The organism is Streptomyces sp. NPDC088810 (assembly GCF_044750305.1).
Classification (GTDB): Bacteria; Actinomycetota; Actinomycetes; order Streptomycetales; family Streptomycetaceae; genus Streptomyces.
Genome location: NZ_JBIVJQ010000018.1, coordinates 26285 through 48967 on the forward strand (window position 1 = coordinate 26285; position 22683 = coordinate 48967).

20 protein-coding genes are annotated in these 22683 nt (G+C 72.9%); 6 read left to right on the forward strand and 14 right to left on the reverse strand.

Annotation, left to right across the window (positions count from 1 at the left end; all coding sequences use genetic code 11):
- Window positions 1–8: 8 nt before the first annotated feature.
- Window positions 9–779, forward strand: coding sequence for a DUF72 domain-containing protein (locus ACIP4Y_RS36970; protein ID WP_401401115.1), 771 nt, complete (start codon window positions 9–11; stop codon window positions 777–779).
- Window positions 780–819: 40 nt separating this feature from the next.
- Here the strand turns inward: ACIP4Y_RS36970 and ACIP4Y_RS36975 are convergent, their stop codons facing one another.
- A complete protein-coding gene (locus tag ACIP4Y_RS36975) occupies window positions 820–1188 on the reverse strand; it encodes a GntR family transcriptional regulator (RefSeq protein ID WP_401401118.1) in 369 nt (122 codons plus the stop codon).
- Window positions 1189–1259: 71 nt separating this feature from the next.
- On the opposite strand from ACIP4Y_RS36975, the gene ACIP4Y_RS36980 reads away from it, so the two are divergent.
- Window positions 1260–2189 (forward strand): GNAT family N-acetyltransferase, encoded by a 930-nt coding sequence (locus ACIP4Y_RS36980; RefSeq protein ID WP_401401120.1) that lies wholly within the window; start codon window positions 1260–1262, stop codon window positions 2187–2189.
- Window positions 2170–2670, forward strand: a complete 501-nt coding sequence (locus tag ACIP4Y_RS36985) for a DUF402 domain-containing protein (protein WP_401401123.1) — start codon at window positions 2170–2172, stop codon at window positions 2668–2670. Before ACIP4Y_RS36980 ends, ACIP4Y_RS36985 begins: the two co-directional genes overlap by 20 nt.
- 21 nt (window positions 2671–2691) lie before the next feature.
- Here ACIP4Y_RS36985 and ACIP4Y_RS36990 read toward each other — a convergent pair whose 3' ends face one another.
- Window positions 2692–3312, reverse strand: a complete 621-nt coding sequence (locus tag ACIP4Y_RS36990; protein ID WP_401401126.1) for a class I SAM-dependent methyltransferase — start codon at window positions 3310–3312, stop codon at window positions 2692–2694.
- Between the two features lie 110 nt (window positions 3313–3422).
- On the opposite strand from ACIP4Y_RS36990, the gene ACIP4Y_RS36995 reads away from it, so the two are divergent.
- Window positions 3423–3557, forward strand: a complete 135-nt coding sequence (locus ACIP4Y_RS36995; RefSeq protein WP_358642379.1) for a hypothetical protein — start codon at window positions 3423–3425, stop codon at window positions 3555–3557.
- A gap of 188 nt (window positions 3558–3745) precedes the next feature.
- On the opposite strand, the gene ACIP4Y_RS37000 is transcribed toward ACIP4Y_RS36995, so the two are convergent.
- The 9 genes from ACIP4Y_RS37000 to ACIP4Y_RS37040 form a co-directional block, all read right to left on the reverse strand.
- A complete protein-coding gene (locus ACIP4Y_RS37000; protein WP_401401130.1) occupies window positions 3746–4612 on the reverse strand; it encodes an esterase/lipase family protein in 867 nt (288 codons plus the stop codon).
- A 149-nt stretch (window positions 4613–4761) separates the two neighbouring features.
- Entirely contained in the window at window positions 4762–5769 is a 1008-nt protein-coding gene (locus tag ACIP4Y_RS37005; RefSeq protein WP_401401133.1) for a DNA polymerase thumb domain-containing protein, read from the reverse strand.
- Window positions 5766–9287: a DNA polymerase III subunit alpha gene (locus ACIP4Y_RS37010; RefSeq protein ID WP_401401136.1), complete on the reverse strand. Its 3522-nt coding sequence runs from the start codon at window positions 9285–9287 to the stop codon at window positions 5766–5768. Before ACIP4Y_RS37010 ends, ACIP4Y_RS37005 begins: the two co-directional genes overlap by 4 nt.
- A 232-nt stretch (window positions 9288–9519) precedes the next feature.
- Entirely contained in the window at window positions 9520–10422 is a 903-nt protein-coding gene (locus ACIP4Y_RS37015) for a S1 family peptidase (RefSeq protein ID WP_358642386.1), read from the reverse strand.
- A gap of 213 nt (window positions 10423–10635) precedes the next feature.
- Complete coding sequence (locus ACIP4Y_RS37020) at window positions 10636–11418, reverse strand: DUF1684 domain-containing protein (RefSeq protein WP_401401140.1); 783 nt, start codon at window positions 11416–11418, stop codon at window positions 10636–10638.
- A gap of 504 nt (window positions 11419–11922) precedes the next feature.
- Entirely contained in the window at window positions 11923–12987 is a 1065-nt protein-coding gene (locus tag ACIP4Y_RS37025) for an LLM class flavin-dependent oxidoreductase (RefSeq protein ID WP_401401143.1), read from the reverse strand.
- A 46-nt stretch (window positions 12988–13033) separates the two neighbouring features.
- Entirely contained in the window at window positions 13034–13795 is a 762-nt protein-coding gene (locus ACIP4Y_RS37030) for an amino acid ABC transporter ATP-binding protein (protein ID WP_401401146.1), read from the reverse strand.
- Window positions 13792–15552: an FAD/NAD(P)-binding protein gene (locus tag ACIP4Y_RS37035; RefSeq protein WP_401401149.1), complete on the reverse strand. Its 1761-nt coding sequence runs from the start codon at window positions 15550–15552 to the stop codon at window positions 13792–13794. Before ACIP4Y_RS37035 ends, ACIP4Y_RS37030 begins: the two co-directional genes overlap by 4 nt.
- On the reverse strand, window positions 15549–16406 hold the full coding sequence (locus tag ACIP4Y_RS37040) for an amino acid ABC transporter permease (protein WP_401401151.1): 858 nt from the start codon (window positions 16404–16406) through the stop codon (window positions 15549–15551). Before ACIP4Y_RS37040 ends, ACIP4Y_RS37035 begins: the two co-directional genes overlap by 4 nt.
- Before the next feature lie 410 nt (window positions 16407–16816).
- On the opposite strand from ACIP4Y_RS37040, the gene ACIP4Y_RS37045 reads away from it, so the two are divergent.
- Window positions 16817–17764 (forward strand): ABC transporter substrate-binding protein, encoded by a 948-nt coding sequence (locus tag ACIP4Y_RS37045; protein WP_401401153.1) that lies wholly within the window; start codon window positions 16817–16819, stop codon window positions 17762–17764.
- Window position 17765: 1 nt separating this feature from the next.
- Here the strand turns inward: ACIP4Y_RS37045 and ACIP4Y_RS37050 are convergent, their stop codons facing one another.
- Window positions 17766–18890, reverse strand: coding sequence for a DUF5685 family protein (locus tag ACIP4Y_RS37050; RefSeq protein ID WP_401401156.1), 1125 nt, complete (start codon window positions 18888–18890; stop codon window positions 17766–17768).
- 266 nt (window positions 18891–19156) lie between these two features.
- Here ACIP4Y_RS37050 and ACIP4Y_RS37055 point away from each other — a divergent pair, with 266 nt between their 5' ends.
- A complete protein-coding gene (locus tag ACIP4Y_RS37055) occupies window positions 19157–19594 on the forward strand; it encodes a cell division protein SepF (protein WP_059248508.1) in 438 nt (145 codons plus the stop codon).
- A gap of 37 nt (window positions 19595–19631) precedes the next feature.
- Here the strand turns inward: ACIP4Y_RS37055 and ACIP4Y_RS37060 are convergent, their stop codons facing one another.
- Both ACIP4Y_RS37060 and ACIP4Y_RS37065 read right to left on the reverse strand, forming a co-directional pair.
- Window positions 19632–20822 (reverse strand): acyl-CoA dehydrogenase family protein, encoded by a 1191-nt coding sequence (locus ACIP4Y_RS37060; RefSeq protein WP_401401160.1) that lies wholly within the window; start codon window positions 20820–20822, stop codon window positions 19632–19634.
- Window positions 20823–20922: 100 nt separating this feature from the next.
- Window positions 20923–22548 (reverse strand): MFS transporter, encoded by a 1626-nt coding sequence (locus ACIP4Y_RS37065; RefSeq protein ID WP_401401162.1) that lies wholly within the window; start codon window positions 22546–22548, stop codon window positions 20923–20925.
- Window positions 22549–22683 lie beyond the last annotated feature (135 nt).

Here is a 22683-nt window from a genome sequence, read left to right on the forward strand (position 1 = left end):
ATGAGGGTATGACGCTGTTCGTCGGCACGTCGGGGTGGCAGTACAAGGACTGGCGGGACCTCGTCTACCCGGCCGGGGTGCCGACGCGGCTGTGGCTGGAGGAGTACACCCGGCTGTTCGCGACCGTGGAGATCAACAACGCGTTCTACCGGCTGCCGTCGTACGACACCTTCGCCGCCTGGCGCGGGCGCGTTCCGCCGGGGTTCGTGGTCGCGGTCAAGGCCAGCCGGTACCTCACCCACATCAAGCGGCTGAAGGACCCCGAGGAGCCGGTGCACCGCCTGATGACGCACGCGGCGGGCCTCGGCGACCGCCTGGGCCCGGTCCTCCTGCAGCTCCCGCCCACCCTGCGCGCCGACCCGTCGCTGCTGGACGCCTGCCTGGCCTGTTTCCCGCCCGGTACGAGGGTCGCGGTGGAGCCCCGGCACGAGTCCTGGTGGACGGGTGAGGTGCGCGAGGTGCTGTCGTCCCGTGGCGCGGCCCTGTGCTGGGCGGACGTCCTGGCCCGCCCGGTCACCCCGCTGTGGCGCACCGCCGACTGGGGCTACGTCCGCTTCCACCAGGGCCGCGCCCAGCCCTGGCCGCGCTACGGCCGCCGTTCCCTGGACACCTGGGTGGACCGCATCGCGACGACCTGGTCCGCCGGGGAGGACGTCTACGCGTACTTCAACAACGACCCCGGGGGCGCGGCGGTCCAGGACGCGATCACCTTCGCCCGCTCGGCCCACCGGGCGGGCCTGCCGGTGACCCGGACACCGGAGCCGGCGAGACGGAGCTGATCCGGCCCGCCTTTTCGCACCCCCCGAGTCGACATGTCCCCTATTCCCGGTAAGCCGCCCGCAGGGCGTCCCGCACCGCGTCCAGTGCCGCCCCCTCGTCCAGCCCCAGCCGCCGCACCCGATCGACGTACGCCTGCGCAGCCAGGGAGGCCTCACGCGTGGCGGCCGAGCCGGCGGCGGCCACGAACGTGCCGTTGCGCCCCCGCGTCTCGATCACCCCGTCCCCCTCCAGGGCCCGGTACGCCTTGGCCACCGTGTTCACCGCGAGCCCCAGGGACTCGGCCAGCCCCCGTACGGTCGGCAGCCGGTACCCCACCGGGAGTGCCCCGGCCCGTGCCTGCTCGGAAATCTGCGCCCGCACCTGCTCGTACGGGGGCGCGCTGTCATCGATGCGGATCTTCAGGCTCACAGGGCCGATTGTCCCGCACCCGACGGAAAATGAGAGGCAGCCCGGCCTGCCCGCCCGTACGGTGCCTCCTCATGACAGTGCTCGTCCGCGCCCTGCGCCCCGACGTCCCCGCCGACGCCGAAGGCTTCGCCCGCGTCCGCCGACTCGCTCTCCCGTACATGCTGTTCACCCCGGAATCCGTCCGGCACACGGCCACCCACATCCACCCGGACGCCCGTTTCCGGCCGCTCGTCGCGGAGGAGGACGGCGAGATCATCGGCACGGCACAGGTCCATCTGATCCACGACAGCCCCGAACCGGGCCAGGGCTCCCTGAACATCTACGTCCGCCCGGACCGGACGCACCGCGGTGCCGGCCGGCTGCTGGTGGGGGCCGCCGAGGAGTACCTGACGGACCTGGGCGCGAGCCGGCTGTTCGCCTGGGCGCTGGACGAGCCGGCGAACCAGGCCTTCGCCGAGCGGCGCGGCTACCGGCGGGGCCGTACCGCGTACTTCCTCCGGCTCGACCTGGCGCACGGCACCCTCCCGCCGCTCCCGGAGGTCCCGCCCGGTGTCGAGCTGCGGACGGCCGCCGACTTCGCGGACGATCCCCGGCCGCTGTTCGAGCTGGACGCGGAGACGGTGCTGGACGAACCGAGCGACGTGGACTACGCCTTCACGGACTACGACGCCTGGCTCGCGGAGACCTGGAACCACCCGCTGCTGGACCGGGAGCTGACCACGGCCGCCTGTGTCGACGGCCGGCCGGTCGCGTTCACCGTGGCCTACACCGACGGCGACGGCCGCTACTCCACGGCGATGACCGGCACCGCCCGCACCCACCGCGGCCGCGGCCTGGCCAAGCTCGCCAAGATCCATTCCCTCCACCGGGCCCGCGCGGCCGGTGCCGCCGAGGCCTTCACGGGCAACGACACCGGCAACGATCCCATGATCGCGATCAACAAGTGGCTCGGGTACGAGGTCTGCGCGCGGGAGGTGCGCTATGTCCGTGAACTCGGCTGAACCGGCGGCCCGGTTGGAGGTCGTCCTGGTCAAGGCGGGCCGTACGAAGATCCGTTACCCGGCGGAGCTGCTCCGGGACGACGGTGACCGGATCGCCGTGCGCGCCGCCTGGGCGGGGTCCGGGGTCCGTGACTTCGGGTTCGTGCGCTTCGAGCCGGGTGACGTGTTCACCGAGTACTACTGGCGGAGCCGGTGGTACTCGGTGAAGGAGGTGCGCGCGGCGGACGGCTCGGTCAAGGGCTGGTACTGCGACATCACGCGCCCCGCGGTGCGGTCCGAGTCGGAGCTGGTCGTGGAGGACCTCGACCTGGACCTGTGGCGCTCCGCGGACGGGCGGGACGTACGGCGTCTGGACGAGGACGAGTTCGCCGAGAGCGGGCTCGCCCGGCGGGACCCGGAGGCCGCGTCCGCCGCGGTGGCCGCGCTCGACGCGCTGGAGGCGCTGGCCCGCGCCGGCGGCTTCGCGGAGCTGCTGGCCTGACGTGCCCGTCCCGTGGCGCGGTCACACGGTGGCCAGCACCGCGTACCGCTCGTCGTCGACGTCCTTGCCCCACAGCAGGGAGTCGGCGGACAGTCCCTCCACGCGCACGTGCCGGGTGAGCGGTGCGAGGTGGGCGGTGAGCCGCGCGGCCGGTACGCCGACCGGGGCGAGGGTCCCCCAGACACCCTCGACCAGCACGAACCGGCCCCCGGGGCGCAGCAGGCCCCGCCAGTGCCGCAGCACCCCGGCGGGGTCGGGCAGCGCCCACAGGACATGCCGGACGAGGACCACGTCGAAGCGCTGCGGTGCCACCGGCGGGGCGGCGGCGTCCCCGCACAGGATCTGCGCGGTGCGCCCGGCCAGCTTGGTCCGGGCCCGCTCCACCATCGCCGGCGAGCGGTCGACCCCCGTCACCCGGTGGCCCTGTTCGGCGGCGAGGAGTGACAGGCTGCCGGTTCCGCAGCCTAGGTCGAGGACGTCGGCGGGGTGCCCGGGGAGCCAGGCACGGAGCCGGTCCGCCCAGGCCGCGCGGACCTCCGGGTCACGCAGGCCGTGGTCGGGTTCGTCGTCGAAGGCGGCGGCCTGCGCATCCCAGTCCACTTCGGGGGCAACCGCAACCGTGTACCTGTTCCTGCTCGTCATGCCCACAGAGTGACAGCCGCCACTGACAACCCGGCACCGATGAGGAACTCTCGCCGAAAGGGTCCACCCCCGTGACACCGCGGAACCGGGTGGGCCTGAAGGAGGCAGCCATGCGCCGTGTGACCGTGCACAAGCCCCTGAAGAGGACGGACACCCGCCGGATCCGCGAAGAGGCGGACCAGCGCCCGGCGGGACGCCCCGAGGTGCGCAAGGACATCGCCCGCACCTGGTGGCCCGACGGCTGACGTCCGGCGGCGGGCTGTCCCCTCGTCTACCTGAGCGCAGCATGAGGGGTTCCTTAAGCGGACCATAAGGATCTTCTCCAGCCGCCTTCGGCAGCAGATTTTCCGGCCTCTCCGGGCTAGCTTCGGATCGCCTCCACGGGTTCCGGGGCCCGTCCGGCGGCTCAGGCCGGACAGGCCCCGGCGGCAGCTCAGCTGAAGACCGAGGCGCAGGTGGTGGCGGTGGCGCGGCCCGGGTCGAGGGCGTTGGCCACCTCGTGGAAGGCGATCCGGTCGAACAGGCCGATCGCGAGGTGTTCGGAGAGGTCGAGCGGGCACAGGTCCTGGAGCAGGACGTTGCGGACGTCGGAGCCGCTCAGGTACTGGGTGCGCCAGGGGGTGACCACCTCGTCGTGCCTGGTAGCGATGACGGTGTAGCGCACTCCGGGGACGGTGTCGCCGCCGGCGTTGAGCTTGGTGAGGAAGGCGGAGCCGGTGATCTGGTCGGCGAGGCCGGGGGTGGCGGCCTTGAGCAGGTCCTCGGCGCCGGGGAAGTAGGGCAGCAGGTTGGTGAGGCCGTCCAGGTCGGTGCCGTGGTTGTCGGGGGCGAGACCGACGAGGGCGCCGACCTTGGCGGCTCCGCCGAGGAACTTCAGGTAGTAGCGGGGCATCATGCCGCCCTGGGAGTGTCCGACCAGGTCGGCCTTCGCGGCTCCGGTCGCGGCGAGCACCTTGTCGACGAAGACCGACAGCTGCTCGGCCGACTTGTCGATGGGGCCGAGGCCGTGGAAGAGGGGGACACCGGGGAGTTGGCCGTAGTCGAGGGAGTAGACGCAGTACCCACGGCTCGTCAGGTAGGGCGCCAGGCCGAGCCAGTTGTCGACCGAGTTGCCGAGGGTGCCGTGGACGAGGACGACGGGGCGGGGGTGGGCGGCGGAGGGCTTGCAGGAGTAGTCGTTCCAGCCGGAGCTGGGGGCGGTGACGTCGGAAGCGCTGGCGGTGGCGGCCGGTACGACGGCGACGGCGGCGGTGAGGAGCAGTGCGGCGAGGGGTCTGAGCACTCGCTTCCAGGGCAGCATCGTGTGATCTCCTTGCGGCTCACGGGAGGTGCACGGCCTTACCCTGTGATCCGGATCACGGGATGCTGTTCACTCGTCAAGTTACGGGCGGGTAGTGCAAGTGTGAAGTTACGCGTCAGTAAAAACTTCCAGTGATAACCAGAGGCGCATCACGCCGCTCGGAGCCCGTCCACCGACGAGGGGCCGCCGCCCCGGCCCAGCGAGCCCGGCATCACCGCGCGCGGTCCGAACTTCGCCCGGGCGCGGTCCGCGACCTCCTCCAGGCGGCGGGCCTTCTCGTCCGCGGGGTCGAAGGTGAGCTGGCAGGAGGCCTGGTCGGCGGGGGTCAGGCCCTCGGCGCGCAGGGCGAGCGCGCGGACCCGGGCGCGCTGCAGGCCGAGCGACTCGTACATGCCGTAGGCCGCCCGGGTCAGGGCCGCCGAGTGCGCGGACGGCTCCTTCAGGGTGCGGCTGCGGGTGGTGGCGGACCGGTCGGCGTAGCGCACGGTGAGGGTCAGGGTGCGGCAGACCTTCTCCACCGCGCGCAGCCGGGCGCCGATCTCCTCGGCGGCCGACAGCAGCGCCCCGCGGTGCCGGGCGGGGTCCAACTCGTCGATGCCGAAGGTCCGTTCCGTCATCAGCGAGCGGGCGACGGCGTTCGGGACGACCCGGCCGCGGTCGATGCCGCCCGCCTTCTCGCGCAGCTCCCGGCCCGCCTTGGCGCCGATCAGCCGCTGGAGCGTGGACAGCGGCGCGGCGGCGACCAGGCCCAGGGTGTCCAGGCCGTACTCGCCCAGGGTGCGGGCGGTCGCCGTGCCGATGCCGGGCAGCGCGGCGACGGGCTTGCCGGCGAGGAACTCGGCGACGGCGTCCTCGGGCACCGCGCAGGTCACCCCGGGCCGGGCGTCGCGCAGCGCCACGCGGGCCAGCATCGGCCCCGGACCGGCGCCGATCGCGCAGTCGACGCCGTACCGAGCGAGGGCCCGCACCCGGATCACCGAGGCCAGCTCCACGGCGCTGCGCCCGAAGTACCGCTCGGCGCCCCGGAGATCGGCCAGCGCCCCGTCCGGCGGCAGCGCCTCGACCACCGGGGTGAACTCCTCCAGCAGCCCGAGCAGTCCCGGCAGGGCCGCCTCGTACATCGGCGGCAGCTGGAAACGTACGCAGAGGATGGTCATCCCGCACTCCCCGGACTCTGGTGCCACAACTTCCGTATCGCCGCAGGCCCTTGCGCGGCGTCCTGGCCGGCGGGCCGCAGGTCGGCCCAGGGGTGCATCTCGTACCCCGTGGGCATGCGGATCGTCCGGTCCGCCATCGGGTCACGGGCCGCCGAGCCGGCCGGCGCGGGCAGCCCCTCGGAACCGGCGAGCCGGGCCCGGAGCGGACCGCCGTCGTCCCCGGCCGGGGAGCCGTCCGTGCCGGACGGTCCGGCCAGCCGGGCCGCGACCCCGTCGAGTCCCTCGGCGTGCCGCACCTCCACCAGTTCGGCGAGGTTCCAGGCGGCGGAGCCGACCACGCTCAGGCTGCGCGGGCCGCGCCGCTGCACCACTCCGCGCACCAGCAGCAGCCAGGAGTGGAAGACGGTGTGGGCGCAGGCGTCGTGCGAGTCGTCGAAGAACGCGAGGTCGACCAGGCCCGTGCCGTCGTCCAGGGTGGAGAAGATGACCCGCTTGCCGGAGCGGATCGGCGGCGTCTGGGTGGCCGCCTTGGCGCCCGCGACCAGCACGGTCTCCCCGTGCCGGACCTCGCGCAGCCGGCGCGCGGAGACCACGCCCAGCTCGTCGAGGAACGTGCGGTAGTCGTCCATCAGATTGCGCGAGGCGTCCATGGACAGCACCCCCAGCTCGGCGCTGAGCCGCTCCGCGGCGGACAGATCGGGCAGCCCGGCCGGTGCGGTCTTCCGCCCGCCCGCCAGCGGGAGTTGCCCGCCGCCACCGCCCCGGGCGCCGCGGTGCAGTTCGGTCAGGTGCAGTTGCAGGTCGCGCCGGTTGGCGCCGAAGGCGTCCAGCGCGCCCACCTGGGCGAGCCGTCCGGCCAGCGGCCTGCTGGGCCGGGCCCGTTCCCAGAAGTCCAGCAGGGAGGCGTACGGCTGTCCGTCCGCGATCCGCTTCGCCTCGGCCTCGCTGATGCCGTGGACGTCGGAGAGGGCGAGCCGCAGCCCCCACACCTTCGGCGATTCAGACACCAGTTCGATCCTGTGTGCGACCCCGGAGAGGTTCACGTCCAACGGCAGGATCGGCACCCCGCGCCGCCGGGCGTCCGCCAGCAGCAGCCGCTTCGGGTACATCCCGGGGTCGTGCGTGAGCAGCCCGGCGTAGAAGGCGGCCGGGTGATGCGCCTTCAGCCACGCCGACTGGTAGGTGGGCACGGCGAAGGCGACGGCGTGCGCCTTGCAGAAGCCGTACGACCCGAAGGCCTCCACGATCTCCCAGGTCCGCCGGATGGTCTCCGCGTCGTACCCCCTGGCCGCCGCCTGCTGGGCGAACCACACCCTGATCCGCCCCTGCGACTCCGGCTCGGACAGCCCGCGCCGCACCCGGTCGGCCTCGCCCCGGCCGCAGCCGGTCATGAGGGCGACGATGTCGATGACCTGCTCGTGGAAGACGACGACCCCGTACGTCCCCTTCAGCGGCTCCTCCAGGTCCGGGTGCGGATAGCGCACCGGCGCCCGCCCGTGCCGCGCCTCGATGAACGGCCGCACCATGTCGGCGGCGACGGGACCGGGCCGGAACAGCGAGATGTCGACCACCAGATCGTGGAAGGTGCTCGGCTGCAGCCGCCCCACCAGGTCCCGCTGCCCCGGCGACTCGATCTGGAAGCAGCCCAGCGTCTCGGTGGACCGGATCAGCCGGTACGTCTCCGGGTCCCCCGGCGGCACCGCGTCCAGGTCGATCCGCTCCCCGGACGCCCGCTCCACCTCGGCGACCGCGTGCGCCATCGCCGACTGCATCCGCACGCCCAGCACATCCAGCTTGAGCAGACCGAGGTCCTCCACGTCCTCCTTGTCGAACTGCGACATGGGCAGCCCCTCACCGCTGGTCGGCACCACCGGCGTACGGGCGAGCAGCGAGGCATCGGACAGCAGCACCCCGCACGGGTGCATGGCGATCCCGCGCGGCAGGGCGTCGAGCGCCTCCACCAGCTCCCACAGCCTGCCGTACTTCGCACCCTCCCGCTGAACGTCCCCCGCCAGCTGCTTCAGCTCGGGGAGCTCGGCCAGCGCGGCACGGGCGTCACGTGCCCGGATGTGCGGGAAGGACTTGGCGATCCGGTCGATCTCGGCCGGGTCCATGGACAGCGCGGCCCCCACGTCCCGGATCGCGTGCCGCACCCGGTAGGTCTCCGGCATGGACACGGTCGCCACCCGCTCCGCACCGAACCGGCCGATGACCGCCCGGTAGACCTCCAGCCGCCGCGCGGACTCCACATCGATGTCGATGTCGGGCAGCACCACACGCTCCTTGGACAGGAAGCGCTCCATCAGCAGTCCGTGCTCGACCGGATCGGCGTGCGCGATCCCCAGCAGGTGGTTGACGAGCGATCCGGCCCCGGACCCACGGGCGGCCACCCGGATCCCCATCTCGCGCACGTCGTCGACGACTTGGGCGACCGTCAGGAAGTAGGAGGCGAAGCCGTGATGAGCGATGATGTCCAGCTCCTGGTGCATCCGCTCCCAGTACGCGCGCCGCCTGTCGTACCCGAGCCGCAGCATGCCCTCCGCCGCCCGCGAGGCGAGCGCCCGCTGCGCGGTGCGCCGGCCGGCGCCGACGAGGTGCGCCTCGGGAAAGTGCACACTCCCCATCCCCAGGTCGCCCTCGGGATCGACCCGGCACTCGGCGGCCGTGGCCCGGGTCTGTTCCAGCAGCCGCAGGGCGGTGTCCCGCCGGTACCCGGCGGCCTCCACGATCCGCTCGGCCACGTGCAGCATGACCTGCCCGTCCTTCAGCCAGGCCTCGCCGGAGTCCAGCTCCCCCCGGGGGTCGATCGGCACCAGGCGCCGCGCGGCATCCAGCACGTCGGCGACCGGCCCCTGCCCGGGATCGGCGTACCGGACGGCGTTGCTGAGCACCGGCCGCACCCCCTGTTCGGCGGCGAACCCGACGGTACGGGCCGCCAGCCGCAGGGACCCGGCCCCCGTACCCGTGCGCCCGTGCCAGACGGCCTCCAGCCGCAGCGCGTCGCCGTAGACCTCGCGCCACGGCACGAGCAGCTCCGCCGCCCGGTCGGGCCGCCCGGCGGCGAGCGCCCGCCCCACGTCCGACCCCGGTCCGAGCAGCACCACCAGACCGTCGCCCTGGTTGCCGGCCCACGGCAGCAGCGGGCCCCCCTCCCCCGCGTGCGCCGCCGTGACCAGCCGGCACAGGTCGGCCCAGCCCCGGGCGCCGTCCCGGGCGAGGAAGGTCGCCCGGGGGGCCGACTCGTCCACGAAGGCACCACCGCGCACCGGCGTCCGCCGCCGCTCACGCCGTACGGCCTGCCGCGCCTCCACCGCCAGGTCGACCCCGAACAGCGGACGCACGCCCGCCCCGGCGCACGCCTTGGCGAAGCGCACGGCACCGGCAAGGGTGTCGCGGTCGGTCAGGGCGAGGGCGTCCATCCCCCGCTCCGAGGCGCGCTCGGCCAGCCGCTCCGGATGGGACGCCCCGTACCTCAGGGAGAACCCGGAGACGGTGTGCAGATGCGCGAAGCCCGGCACACACACCTCCCGCACTCGTGAGTCCCGAACGACTCTCGAACATCAGTTCCAACTTCCCCGCCTCCACCATACCCCCATTCCCGAACATGTGTACGACATCCAGGGCGCCGCCTCTCACCTGCACGAACACCTCACCGCAGCCGCCCGCAGCCGCCCGTGCACGGCGAAGCCCCCGCACGCCCGAGGCGTGCGGGGGCCGGCTGCCGGCACAGGAGCTCTCGTCAGCGGATCATCAGTAGACGTGCACCCCGTAGGCGCTCAGCGCCTCGGTCACCGGCTGGAAGAACGTCGTACCGCCGGAGCTGCAGTTACCGCTGCCGCCCGAGGTCAGACCGTAGGCCGTGGTGCCGCCGTACAGCGGGCCGCCGGAGTCGCCGGGCTCGGCGCAGACGGTGGTCTGGATCAGGCCGGAGACGATGTCGCCGCCGCCGTAGTTGACCGTGGCGTTCAGCGCGGTGACCCGGCCGCTGTGCGTACCGGTCGTGGACCCGCGCCGGTAGACGGTGGTGCCCACGGAGGGCGTGGCCGCGCTGGTGATGTCCTGGCTGCCCACGGCACCCGACTTGGTCACCGAGCTGTTGGTGTAGCGCACGATGCCGTAGTCGTTGCCCGGGAAGCTGGAGCCGGCCGTGGTGCCGAGCGTGGTGCTGTGGGAGGAGTTCGACCACCACGTGCCCGCGCCGTCGGTGCAGTGCCCGGCGGTCAGGAAGTAGTAGTTGCCGCTGGAGTCCTGGACGTTGAAGCCCAGCGAGCAGCGCCAGCTGCTCGCGTAGATGGCGTCGCCGCCGGAGATGAGCTTGTTGAACTTGCCCGGTGTGCGCTTGACGACCAGGGCGTCCGCGGTGGCACCGGCCTGCTTCTTGATCTTGGCGATCTCGGCCTGGGACACCGTGCTGTCGACGGTCACGACGACGCGGTTGGTCTTGCCGTCCACCGCCCAGGCCGTACCGGGGATGTCGGCCTTGAGGACGGAGTCGCTCGCCTTGGCGAGCTGGCTCGCGCTGAAGGTGTGGGCGTCGCTGGCGTTCGCGGTGGGGGCGGCGAAAGCGGCTGCGGCCAGGAAGCCCGTGGCCACGGCGGTCAGCCGGGTCCGTCTCGCCATGGTGCCGCGGGGAGTGGTGCGCTTGTTCCTCACTTGTCGTTCCCTCCAAGGGAAGTCGGGGGCCCGCGTGGGGTCGGGGCCCGTGAGGCGCAGCCAGGGGACCGACCGGATTCGAATACGCATGCCCCTGACAAGCGCTGGGGGGAGTATTCGGCCGAACGGCCGGTCGGCACAAGGGTGCCTTTCGGCCGTCGGCCCGGAACCACCCGAACGCCCCAAGGCGGCCCCGGACCGGCGCCCCGCAGGTCAGCTCAGCCGGCGCTCCCCCGCCTCGATCGCCACGTCCAGCGTGTTGCCGGGAGCCGGGAAGGGGCAGATGAAGTGGTCCGCGAAGGCACACGGCGGGAGTTGGGCGCGGTTGAAGTCGACGGTCGTGCGCCCCTCGGCGTCCGGAGCCGGCGGGAAGAGGAAGCGGAACCGGAAACTCGTGTCACCGCTGGTGGCGTCGGCGAACACCGCCCACAGCAGCCCGTCCCCCTGCCGCGCGACCTTCAGCGTCCGCTCCTGTCCGCCCAGCGAGAAGGCGAGTTCGCCGGCGAGGGCGAAGCCGCGCTCACGCCCGTCCGCGTTGCCGAGCCGGATGGTGCGCGTCCCGTCGTACGGCGTGAACCGCCCCGGCACCGACCAGCGGGGGTCGTAGGGCTCGGCCGCGATGCCCCGGAAGGCCTGCCGGGCGGCGGAGTCCGGGTCGTACACCCGCACTCCCCACACGCCCTCGCGCACCAGCACGACCAGCCGCTTTCCGCCGAGCGCGACCCGCGCCCCGGACTCCGGACCGCCGTCCGCGGCAAGCCTGGCCTCACCCGCGAAGGGCCGGCCGTCCACGGTCAGACCGTCGGTCTCCGCGGCCGTGAGCACCACCCCGCCCTCATCCGCCACCCACTTCCCGGAAATGTCCGGAAGTCGACCCTCCGGATAGTCCTCGATCCAGTGCGTCGCGGTCAGCGCGAGCGGCCCGTAGGGCGCCGAGACGCTCTCCACACGCTGCTCGTGCCACTGCTTCCAGGCGTCGGACGCGTCGGTCGTCATGCCATCGGTTCCTTTCTCCTGTGAACGGCTCGTCATGATGGGCTCTCCCCGGCTCGGCCAGGACTCCTCCAACCCGTCGGCCGGTGCAGATCGGCGGCGACCGTGTCGCTCGGGTCGGTCTCGGGCAGCGGGCCGTCGGGGTCGTATCCGGACAGGTCCGTTCCCCGGACCCGCTCCAGCGCGTACCGCGGGGTGACGCGCTGCCGCCTGACCCGGCGGCCCGCTCCTGCGCCTCGGCCCCGGTGTCGCCGGGGACGACGGTGACCGGGGACATGACCTTCAGGTCCCGCGGGGTACGGCCGTGGGCCGCGAGCCGCCGTTTGACGCCGGCATAGCGCGCGCGGGCCGGCTCCGGCGGCCGTACCGGACGAGCAGCACGCCGGCCGCGGCCGGCTCCCGGGCCCGTTCGGACTCCCCCGCCTGGATCACCGGCCCATACGGCCGTGCCGGGCCCGTCGGCGCCGGCCCCCGGGGACGCGGCCGGCAGGTGCAGCCGTCGTACGGTCATGGCGTTCCCCCGGGCATGGCGTACTGGTTGGCGGGCCGGGCCAGGCCCAGGTGCTCGCGCAGGGTGCTGCCCGGGTAGAAGGTGCGGAACAGACCGCGGTGCTGGAGCAGCACCACCGTGCCGTTGACCAGGCGCTCCAGGTCGCGGCGCGGTTCGACGGGGACGAGGTGGAAGCCGTCGGTGACGCCGTCGGCGTGCCAGGCGGCCACCAGCTCCGCGAGGTCGACCGGGCCGCCCCGGTACAGCGGGCCCTGCGCGGTGGGCCGCGGGCCGCCACCGCCGTGTCCCGGCTCGGCTGCGTGCTCGCCGTCGCCGAGGTCGACCAGCAGGCTCACCAGGACCCGTAGCGCGTCCGGGTTCCGGCCGAACGCCCTTGCCTCCTCGCGCAGCCGGTCCCGTACGCCGGCGGCCTGGGCGGGCGCGGTGGCGCGCACCAGGGCGACGTCCGCGTACCGGGCGGCGACCGTGCGGGCGGGGCCGTCGGTGGCGTCGACCACGCGCACGGGGTGGCCCTGCGGCGGCCGGGGCACGGTCGACGGGCCCCGGACCGAGAAGGCGGTGCCGGTGAAGTCGACGCGGTGCAGCCGGTCCCGGTCGAGGAACCGGCCGGTGGCCTCGTCCCGGATCCCGGCGCCGTCCTCCCGGCTGTCCCACAGCCTCGCCGCCACGTCGGCGACCTCGCCCGCCTCCTGCCAGAGGTCTTCGGCCGGGGCCGCGTGAGGGTGGCCGGACAGCCGGGTCTCCCCCTCGGTGGTGGACACGTCGATCCGCCAGCCGGCCCGGCCCCGGCTGACCCGGTCCAGGGTGGCCACGGCGGCCTGCACCCGGAAGGGCTCGGTGTGGGTGGTGGTGACGGTCGGCACCAGCCCGATCCGCCGGGTCGCGGGCGCCACCCGGCACAGCACGCCGAGCGCGTCGGGCCCGGGCCGGGCGAAGGAGTCGTCCAGCGTCACGAAGTCCAGCCCACCCCGCTCGGCGAGCCCCGCCAGCTCCACGTACGCCCCGCCGTCGGCCACCCCCGGCAGATCGAGAGCGGCTGCAAGATGCAGCAGGCTGCTCATCCCCGCCCCCCGGACGCACCGCACCCGAACCCCACGGTCCCCGCCCTCACAGCACCTTCGCCAGGAACGCGCGGGTCCGGTCCTCGCGGGGAGCGCCCAGCACCTCCTCCGGCGGCCCCTGCTCCACGATCCGCCCGTCGGCCATGAACACCACCGTGTCGGCGACCTCCCGGGCGAACGCGATCTCATGGGTGACGACGATCATCGTCGTGCCCCGCGCCGCCAGGTCCCGGACGACGTCCAGCACCTCCCCCACCAGCTCGGGATCGAGCGCCGACGTCGGCTCGTCGAACAGCAGCAGCTTCGGCTCCAGCGCCAGCGCCCGCGCGATGGCGACCCGCTGCTGCTGCCCGCCGGACAGCTGCCGCGGATAGGCGCCGGCCTTGTCCCCGAGCCCGACCCGCGCCAGCAGCCGGTGCGCGCCCTCCACGGCCGCCTTCCGGGGCCGCTTCAGCGCGGACACCGGCGCCTCGACGACGTTGTCCAGGACGGTGAGGTGCGGAAAGAGGCGAAAGTTCTGGAAGACGAAGCCGATCCGGGTGCGCTGCCGGAGCACCTCCCGCTCGGGCAGCTCATGCAGCTTGTCCCCGGCCCGGCGGTACCCCATCAGCACGCCGTCCACGCTGATCTCGCCCCGGTCCACCTTCTCCAGGTGGTTGATGGTGCGCAGCAGCGTGGACTTGCCGGAGCCGGAGGGCCCGAGCACGACGGTGACCTCACCGGCGCGCACCTGGAGGTCGATGCCCCTGAGCACGCCCAGCGAGCCGAAGCTCTTGTGCACCGACCTGATGTCGACCATGACACTCATCGCGCGAGTTCCTTTTCCAGTGAGCCGCTCAGCAGGGCCAGCACCGCCCGGGCGGTCGCGTCGTTCTGCCGGAAGGCGGGGCCGCCGGTGCGGGGGCGGGTGAAGGCGCCGGGGGTACGGGCGTCGGTGTAGGGGCCGAGGGCGAAGCGCCGGGGATGCGGGCGCCCGGCGCGGTCGAGGATCCGGCCGTCGCCGGGGTCGACCCGGAGCAGTCCCTCGGGGGTCTCGGCGGCGCCGTCGGCGTGCAGTTCGCGCAGCAGGCTGTCGCGGGCGCGTTTGATGGCGGGCTCGGGCAGCCGGGCCTCCACCAGTGCCCGGGCCTCGACGGAGAAGCCCGGCACGGTGGGACTGGTGGCCCGGAACAGGCCGTCCCCGGCGGTGACGGCCATGCCGGCCCCGACGAACCGGAGCAGTCCGGCCCGGGACAGCGCGAGCATCTGCCGCAGCCGGGGCCCGGGCGGCCCGGACGCCAGGTAGCTGAAGAAGCCGTGCCACCAGGACCCGGTGTCGCCGAGCCGCACCAGCTGCCCGTAGACGGAGAGCAGCCCGAGGAAGACGGCCAGGTCGGCGCTGTGCGCCGGGTCGTGCCGGCGTGCGAGGTCCGCCTCGATGTACGTGCGGAGCCCTTCCTGGAAGTCGTCGTGGGAGGCGTACCGCACGCCCTCCAGCGGGTGGTCGAGCACGCCGAGGTCGAGCCGGTCGGCCGGATCCGGTACGGCGGCGGCGACCAGTGCCCGGGTCTCGGCGGGGTCGCCGGCCGCCGCGTACTTCTCCTCGAAGTCGGCCCAGGCCATCGCCGTCCGCCCGGGGTGGGCGGTGAACAGCCGGTGGTAGTGGGCGAAGCCCAGCTCCTTCTCGACCAGCGGCCACACATCGCGCCGGAAGTCGAAGCCTGCGGGCCGGGCCAGCAGCTGCGCCACCTCGGCGGGGCCGAGGAAGCGGGGCAGCGGGGGCCGGTCGCCGGTCCAGTCGTAGCCGATCTTCGAGTGGTACGGCACTCCGCGGCGGGAGCCGACGTACAGCACCGGCTCCCGTCCCGAGGGGACGTAGGTGTCGCCCTCGTACCGCCCGCCGCGCCCCTCGGTGAGCAGCACCATCAGGTCGACGAAGGCCAGCCCGAAGCCGCGGACGAGGACGGGTGCGCCGGGTTCGAGCGCGGAGAGATCGCTGTCGGCGGTGAAGTCGGGCGGCAGGTACACCAGGCCGTGCTCCCGGGCGTACGCCGACAACTCGGTCTGCTCGGGCGCGAGTTCGGCGTCCTGGTGGCCGACGGCGAGGATCACCAGGTCGGCCGGGAGCGGGCGCGGGCGGCCCTCCAGCCAGACCTGCTGGCGGCCCTCGCGCGGCCCGCCGACCCGCAGGGCGCGGTGGGGGTGGTGGTGGACGGTGACGTTCGGGGGCAGGTCGGCGAGGGCCCGGTCGTACACCCAGCGCAGGTAGCGGCCCTGGAGCTGCCGGTCGGGGAAGGTACGGCCGTCCAGCCCGGCCCACTCGTGCAGGGTGGGGCCCTCGCGCACCGGGCCCGCCATGGTCACCGTGTCGTCGGTGAACATGGTGACGTCCTCGGCCTGCGAGTTCATCCACAGCAGCGGGGACTGCGCCTGCCGCCAGATGCGTCCGCCGCCCGGCGGATGGGGGTCGACCAGATGGATGTCGAGGCCCGGACCGGCGTACAGCTCGGGCGCGTTGGCGGCGAGGCGTTCCAGGATGCCGGTCCCCCGCGGCCCGGCTCCGACGATCACCAGCTGCTGCCTCATCGGGCGTTCTCCGTGCCGCGGGCGTAGCGCTTCTCGACGTAGTACTGGCCGATGCCCAGCAGCGAGGTGACCACGGCGTACCAGAGGGTGGCGACCATCAGCAGCGGGATCACCTGGTAGGTGCGGTGGTAGATCAACTGGGCGGAGAACAGCAGGTCGTTGACGGCGATGACGCTGACGATCGAGGTGCCCTTGAGGGTGCCGATCAGCATGTTGCCGGCGGGCGGCACGATGGCGCGCATCGCCTGCGGCAGCACGATCCGCCGCCAGCGCCGCCAGGGGCTCAGGCCGAGCGCCTGGGCGGCCTCGATCTGGCCGCGGTCGACGGAGAGGATGCCGCCGCGGACGACCTCGGCGGCGTAGGCGGCCTCGTGCAGGGTGAGGCCGACGATCGCGACGGCGACCGGGCTGAGCAGGTCGACGGTCCGTACGCCGAACAGCCGCGGGTACAGCGCCCCGATGTTGAACCAGAGCAGCAGCTGCACCAGGATCGGGATGGACCGGAACAGCCAGACGTATCCCCAGCTGACGGCGCGCAGCACCGGGTTGGCGGACAGCCGGCACGCGGCGAGCAGGGTGCCGAGGGCGAAGCCGAGGACCATCACCACCGCGGTCAGCCACAGGGTGAGCCACAGTCCGCGCAGGACGGAGTCCGAGGTGAAGTAGTCGGCGACGACGTCCCACTGGAACGCCTGGTTGCGCAGGACGGAGTTGACGGCGAACCCGAGCAGCACGAGGACGGCCACGGCTGCCGCCCACTGGCCGTACCGGCGCTGCGGGACGATCCGGGGGGCGTCGGCCGGCTCGGGCAGGTCCGATGCGGTGGGGACTTTGGCGAGGGTGTCGGATGACATGCGAAGGCTCCGTGACGCGGTGGTCGAACACGGGTGGTGCCTTCACACGGGTGCGCCGTGCGGCGCGGACACGGCCGAGCCCCTCAGCAGGGCCGTGCACCGAGAGTACGGGGGCGTTTCGGTCCGCTGTCAAGGCTGTCCGGACTGTGAGCCGTACATCTCAACTCGGTTGACTCACCACCGGATGCCTGTTCCACTTGGCCCATGCATCCACAGCAGTGGCTGGTCACCCGCTCCCACATCGACTTCGGTCGCGTGTGGTCCTGTTCCTGTTGAGCTGACCCCCTGCGCGCCTGCCCCCGGGGCGGCGTTTTCGCGTTCTTCTGCACTTCTGTGCTTTTCCCGCCTTCACACGCGCACCCCTCCCCTCGCGTTTCAGCACCCCTTCTGCTTCAGGAGACCGCCACCCGATGCGTACGCCCGTTTATCGCCATTTCCTGCCCTTTGTCACCATTACCTCGGCCGCGTTGTTCCTGACCGCCTGCGGCTCCGGGTCCGGTGGCCCGGGCGGCACGGACGCCTCCGGAGTGGCGGCCAGGTCCGGCGAGGTGCCCACCACGGACGTCGTCTCCGCCGTGCGCAAGGACGACTCCGCGGCGAGGCTGCTGCCCGCCGGCACGACGAGCCTCACCGTCGCGGTCAGCGTCGGCGGCACCCCGCCCGGCACCACCTACGTCGACGACGGCAAGACCCTGACCGGCCAGGACGTCGACTTCACCAAGGCCGTCGCCCGGGTTCTCGGCATCAAGCTGAAGGTGGAGCAGGCGAGCTTCGAGGCGATCCTGCCCGCCCTGGACAGCGGCAAGTACGACTTCGGTGCGAGCAACTTCGGCGTCACCGACGAGCGCCGCAAGACCATCGACTTCGTCACCTACATCAATGACGGCCAGGGCTTCGCCACCCGCAAGGACAGCAGGCTCTCGAAGATCACCGACCTGAAGCAGCTGTGCGGCCTGAAGGTCGCGACCAGTGCGGGCACGACGTTCGAGGCCACCCTGGAGGAGAACAAGCACGTGTGCACCGACGCGGGCGATAAGGCGTACCAGGTGCAGACGTACGCCGAGTCGAGCGCGATCTGGTCCTCGCTCCAGCAGGGCCGCAGCGACATCGTGATGTCCACGATCAACGGCCTGCGCTACGACGTCGCGCACCAGGAGGGCCTGAAGTTCCTCAACGAATTCCACCGCCTGGACGTCGGTTTCGCCTTCAAGAAGGGCACGAAACTGGCGCCGGCGTTCCGGGCGGCGGTGAACAGACTGCTGTCCGACGGCACCTACGACCGGATTCTCAAGAAGTGGGGCACGACCGGTTCGGCGATCAAGACGTCGCAGATCAGCCCGCCGGAACTCAAGAACTGAATCAACCGTCGCAGGGGCAGCAGCAATCGCAGCCGTCGCAGCCCCCGGGGCAGGAACAGTCGCACCACTGACAGCAGCCGCTGCGCCTCTTCCGGGACCACGGTCCCTCGTATTCCTCGGCGCAGCACATTCTGCAGGTGCACAGCAGCGAGAAGAACATCCCGCAGCCCGCCCAGAAACCACGTCTGCCCGGATGGGGGGCGGCGGGTTGCGCGTTCCCCCCGCCGTACGGACCCGGCGGCGCCCCGTGCTGATGGGCCGCGCACACCGGTGCCGTGCCGAAGGCGCGGTCCACCGAGCGGCGCAGCTCGTGGACGAGGAGGAGGTGGACGAGCCCGCCGTCGCGGAACTCGGCCTCCCGCAGGGCGAGCCGGATGCCGTGCAGGGCGTCGTCGGCGAGCCGGCGGGCCTCGGCGAGGGGCGTGCCGGTGGCGGTGAGGGGGTTCCAGGCACCCGACAGGGCGTCAGCCCGCCGGTCCTCCACGGCGTCCAGCAGATGGGCGAGCCGGCCGAAGAGCCGGCCGGCCTCGGCCAGGGGCTCGGCGTTGTCCGGCCGCCCGGCCAGCACCGCGGTGTGCGCGAAGGCCGCGGCGGTGGCGGTCTCGGTCGGCTCGGTGACCGTCAGGATCGGTGTGCCGGGACCGGCCACGGTCTCCACGGCGAGCTGCCGGTCGACGGCGTCGACCAGGACCCCGGTGTCGAACCCGACCGCCGCCCCCCTGTGCTCCCCGGCCCGGCCCCAGCTCGCGGCGACCCGGCGCGCGGCGGCGGCGACCGGCCTGCGGGCCAGCAGTCCGTCCCGGTCGGCGACATGGTCGCGCACCTTGGCCGCGGCGAGCACCAGCGAGACGGCGGCGGCGAGCCGCGCGCCCTCACCCTGCGCGACGGAGGCGGTGCGCATGCCACGCAGCGCACACGGCCCCGCCGTACGGCGGCCGCCGCTCACCGGGCCGGACTGAGCCTCTGTCAGAACCGATACGAGAAGGCCGTCGTAGTTCGTCACGATGCGCGCGAGCTGACCGTGGTCGCGGCGCAGGGCCAGACAGAGCCCGCACAAGTGCGCCGTCCAGTCGGCCTTCAGCCGCTCACCGAGCCGGTGAGCACACGGCCTGACGATTCCGAACACGACATCCCCCGTACTGTGATACGACGTTGGCGTTCACCCGTACGCTCCGCGCATCACCCGTCCGCCGCAGACAATCATATTTCACTCTCAGTCAGCAGCCGTATGAGTCTCGCCCCTTGGGGCACAAGGACTCTCGACGGAACGGCTGTGCACCAGTACCGTCACAAACCCCCCGCGCGGCGTCTATCCACTTGGCGAGGCGTCCGCATCATGGATGACCATAGGGATGCGGAAAGCAAGAGAGACCGCTGTGAGAGGAGGCGTCCATGGGATCGGTACGCAAGGCGAGTGCGTGGCTCGGCCTCGTCGACGACAACGATGACGAGCGCTACTACGACGACGACTACTCCGAGGGCACCGAGTCCGGGGACGCCTGGGTCACCGACCCGCGGGTGAAGGTGGCCACGGACACCGCCGAGGAGAAGGGACGCCGGATCGGCACGGTCACCCCGGACAGCTTCCGGGACGCCCGCGCCATCGGCGAGCTGTTCCGGGACGGTGTCCCGGTCATCATGAACCTCACCAACATGGAGCCCGGCGACGCCAAGCGGGTCGTGGACTTCGCGGCGGGGCTCATCTTCGGTCTGCGCGGCTCGATCGACCGGGTCTCGAACCGGGTGTTCCTGCTCACCCCGGCCGACACGGAGATCATCAGCGGTGAGGCGTCCGCCCACCGCTCGGACGGCTTCTTCAACCAGAGCTGAGGCAGGGCCGCGCACCGGCCCCGCCTCGCACCGGGCCTCACCGGAAGGCGTCGAGCCCGGTGAGCGCCTTGCCCAGCACGAGCTGGTGCATCTCCACGGTGCCCTCGTAGGTGAGCACCGATTCCAGGTTGGTCGCGTGCCGCATCACCGGGTACTCCAGGGAGATCCCGTTGGCACCGAGGATCGTCCGCGCGGTACGGCAGATCTCGATGGCCTCGCGGACGTTGTTGAGCTTGCCGAAGCTGACCTGCTCGGGACGCAGGCGGCCGGCGTCCATCCGCCGCCCCAGATGGTGGGCGAGCAGAATCCCCTTGTGCAGTTCCACCGCCATGTCGGCGAGCTTCGCCTGGGTGAGCTGGAAGCCGCCGATGGGCCGTCCGAACTGCTCCCGTGACTTCGCGTAGTCGAGGGCCGCCTCGAAGCTGCTGCGCGCCGCGCCCATGGCACCCCAGACGATGCCGTAGCGGGCGTGCGAGAGACAGCTGAGCGGTCCGCGCAGCCCGGTGACCCCGGGGAGGACGGCCGTGCCGGGCAGTCGTACGTCGTCCAGCACGAGTTCGCTGGTGACCGAGGCGCGCAGGGACCACTTGTGCTTGATCTCCGGCGCGGAGAAGCCGGGGGCGTCGGTGGGGACGACGAAGCCGCGGATGCCCTCCTCGGTCTGCGCCCAGACGACGGCCACCCCGGCGACCGAGCCGTTGGTGATCCACATCTTGCGGCCGCTCAGCACCCAGTCGTCGCCGTCACGCTTGGCGTGGGTGCGCATGGCGGCGGGGTCGGAGCCGTGGTCGGGCTCGGTCAGCCCGAAGCAGCCGATCACCTCGCCGGCGGCCATGCGCGGCAGCCACTGGAGCTTCTGCTCCTCGCTGCCGAACCGGTGGATGGCGTACATCGCGAGGGAGCCCTGCACGGAGACCAGCGAGCGGATGCCGGAGTCGGCCGCCTCCAGCTCCAGGCAGGCCAGGCCGTATTGCACGGCGCTCGCGCCCGCGCAGCCGTACCCGGTGAGCGACATGCCGAGCGCGCCGATCGCACCGAGTTCGCGGGCGAGCTCCCGGATGCCGGGCAGCTCGCCCTTCTCGTACCAGTCGGCGATGTGGGGCAGCACACGGTCGGCGGCCCAGCTGCGGACGGTGTCCCGGACGGCCAGGTCCTCGGGCTCCAGCAGGTCGTCGATACCGAGCGGGTCGGTGGCATCGAACGGGGGCAGCTTCGCGGACGCGGACATGGAACACCCTCCGGGACACGGGACGTCGACAAAACTAGCAGCGCTAGTTACGGCTCTCCGGCCGACGTTACGGTGCAGTGTCCCGCACGTCCAGAGGAGGTCAGGCGGAGACCCGCGGTTTCCCGGCCGCCGCCTCCGCCTCCCGCGGCGCCGGCAGCTCCACCTCGTCCTCGGCCGGCTCCTCCCCGCACTGCATGATCCGCGGCAGCCGCAGCGCCATCACCGCGCCCAGCAGCAACAGCCCCGCGCTCACCAGCAGGCTCACATGCAGCCCGTGCACGAAGGAGTCGCGCGCCGCCCGGCGCAGCGCGGCCCCGGCGGTTCCGCCGAGCCGGCCGGCGACCTCGTAGGCCTCGCCGAGCGAGTGGCCCGCCGCGTCCGACGCGCCCCGCGGCACGCCCGGCACCGAGCGCAGCCCCGGCGTGTAGGCCGCGTTCATCACGCTGCCCAGCAGCGCGATGCCGATACCGGCGCCGAGCTGGTACGACGTCTCGCCGATCGCCGCCGCGCCGCCGGCCTGGTCGGCCGCAGCCTCGCTCAGCATCGACTCGTAGGCGCCGAACAGCGTGGTCTCCAGACCGAAGCCCAGCAGCACGAAGCCGGACAGCAGCAGCGCCGGGTTGTCGGTGCCGCCCATCGCCGTCAGCGTCAGCACCGCGGCGGCCGTCAGGCAGAAGCCGAAGCACACCATCCGGCGTGGCCCGAAGCGGCGCAGCATGCGGGCGCCCGCCAGGCCCGCCGCCATGGCCGCGAGGGTCAGGGGCAGCAGCCGCAGGCCGGTCTCCAGCGGGGACAGGCCGAGCACCAGTTGCAGGTACTGGGCGGCGATCAGCTCCAGGCCGACCAGCGCCAGCATGGCCAGCACGATGCAGCCCACCGAGGTGCTGAACGCGGGCCGCCGGAACATCCGCAGGTCCACCAGCGGATGCGGGTGCCGGCGCTGGCGCCGGACGAAGAAGAAGAGGAGGGCCGCGCCGATCAGCAGCGGCAGCACGGTGAAGGGGCTCGCCGCCGCCTCGCCGCCGCCGAGCCGCTTCACACCGAGGACCACACCGAACAGCCCGGCCGCCGCCGTCAGCGCGCCGGTCACGTCCCAGGGACCGCCGTCGTCGCCCCGGGACTCGGGCAGCAGGGCCCGGCCCACCGGCAGGCTGACCAGCATCAGCGGGATGTTGACCAGGAAGACCGCGCCCCACCAGAAGTGCTCCAGCAGGAAGCCGCCGAGCAGCGGTCCGACCGCCGCGCCGACCGCGGCGACCGCACTCCAGATGCCGATGGCGAGGGCGCGCTCGCGCCGGTCGGGGAAGACCTGGCGGAGGATCGACAGGGTCGCGGGCATGATCATCGCGCCGCCGACGCCGAGCAGCGCGCGGGCCAGGATGAGCGTCTCGGCGGTCTGCGCGAACGCGGCCACGGCGGAGGCGATGCCGAAGAGGCCGTAGCCGAGCAGCAGGACGCGTCTGCGGCCGACCCGGTCGCCGAGGGTGCCGAAGAGGATCAGCAGCGAGGCGCAGACCAGCGGATAGACGTCGACGATCCAGAGCAGTTCCACGGCGCCGGGCTTGAGGTCCTCGGTGACGGCGGGGACCGCAACGTGCAGCACGGTCGCGTCGAGGGCGACGAGCAGCAGGCTGGCGCAGAGGACGACGAGGACGATCCACCGGTTGGCACCGGCCCCGGCCGCCCGACGGTGCTGCCGCACGGCAGCCGTGGTCGTCCCGGACATGTACGTACCTCCCAGATGATCCCTCGCGTGGGGCGGACCGACGGGGTGGGGACTCCCTGTCGTACGGCCGGAGAGGAGCGGTGTCTCCGGCCCGCGCGAACCCACGCGGGTGACTCGCCAGCGTACGCGAGTTCA

Excerpts from the sequence above, each read along its gene's own strand:
- ACIP4Y_RS37020 (WP_401401140.1), bottom strand. The coding sequence starts at position 11,418 with ATGACGACCGACGCGTCCGACGCCTGGAAGCAGTGGCACGAGCAGCGT.
- ACIP4Y_RS37055 (WP_059248508.1), top strand. The coding sequence starts at position 19,157 with ATGGGATCGGTACGCAAGGCGAGTGCGTGGCTCGGCCTCGTCGACGAC.
- ACIP4Y_RS36995 (WP_358642379.1), top strand. The coding sequence starts at position 3,423 with ATGCGCCGTGTGACCGTGCACAAGCCCCTGAAGAGGACGGACACCCGC.
- ACIP4Y_RS37065 (WP_401401162.1), bottom strand. The coding sequence starts at position 22,548 with ATGTCCGGGACGACCACGGCTGCCGTGCGGCAGCACCGTCGGGCGGCC.
- ACIP4Y_RS37030 (WP_401401146.1), bottom strand. The coding sequence starts at position 13,795 with ATGAGTGTCATGGTCGACATCAGGTCGGTGCACAAGAGCTTCGGCTCG.
- ACIP4Y_RS36970 (WP_401401115.1), top strand. The coding sequence starts at position 9 with ATGACGCTGTTCGTCGGCACGTCGGGGTGGCAGTACAAGGACTGGCGG.
- ACIP4Y_RS37005 (WP_401401133.1), bottom strand. The coding sequence starts at position 5,769 with ATGACCATCCTCTGCGTACGTTTCCAGCTGCCGCCGATGTACGAGGCG.
- ACIP4Y_RS37035 (WP_401401149.1), bottom strand. The coding sequence starts at position 15,552 with ATGAGGCAGCAGCTGGTGATCGTCGGAGCCGGGCCGCGGGGGACCGGC.
- ACIP4Y_RS36985 (WP_401401123.1), top strand. The coding sequence starts at position 2,170 with ATGTCCGTGAACTCGGCTGAACCGGCGGCCCGGTTGGAGGTCGTCCTG.
- ACIP4Y_RS37000 (WP_401401130.1), bottom strand. The coding sequence starts at position 4,612 with ATGCTGCCCTGGAAGCGAGTGCTCAGACCCCTCGCCGCACTGCTCCTC.
- ACIP4Y_RS36980 (WP_401401120.1), top strand. The coding sequence starts at position 1,260 with ATGACAGTGCTCGTCCGCGCCCTGCGCCCCGACGTCCCCGCCGACGCC.
- ACIP4Y_RS36990 (WP_401401126.1), bottom strand. The coding sequence starts at position 3,312 with ATGACGAGCAGGAACAGGTACACGGTTGCGGTTGCCCCCGAAGTGGAC.
- ACIP4Y_RS37040 (WP_401401151.1), bottom strand. The coding sequence starts at position 16,406 with ATGTCATCCGACACCCTCGCCAAAGTCCCCACCGCATCGGACCTGCCC.
- ACIP4Y_RS37060 (WP_401401160.1), bottom strand. The coding sequence starts at position 20,822 with ATGTCCGCGTCCGCGAAGCTGCCCCCGTTCGATGCCACCGACCCGCTC.
- ACIP4Y_RS37045 (WP_401401153.1), top strand. The coding sequence starts at position 16,817 with ATGCGTACGCCCGTTTATCGCCATTTCCTGCCCTTTGTCACCATTACC.
- ACIP4Y_RS37025 (WP_401401143.1), bottom strand. The coding sequence starts at position 12,987 with ATGAGCAGCCTGCTGCATCTTGCAGCCGCTCTCGATCTGCCGGGGGTG.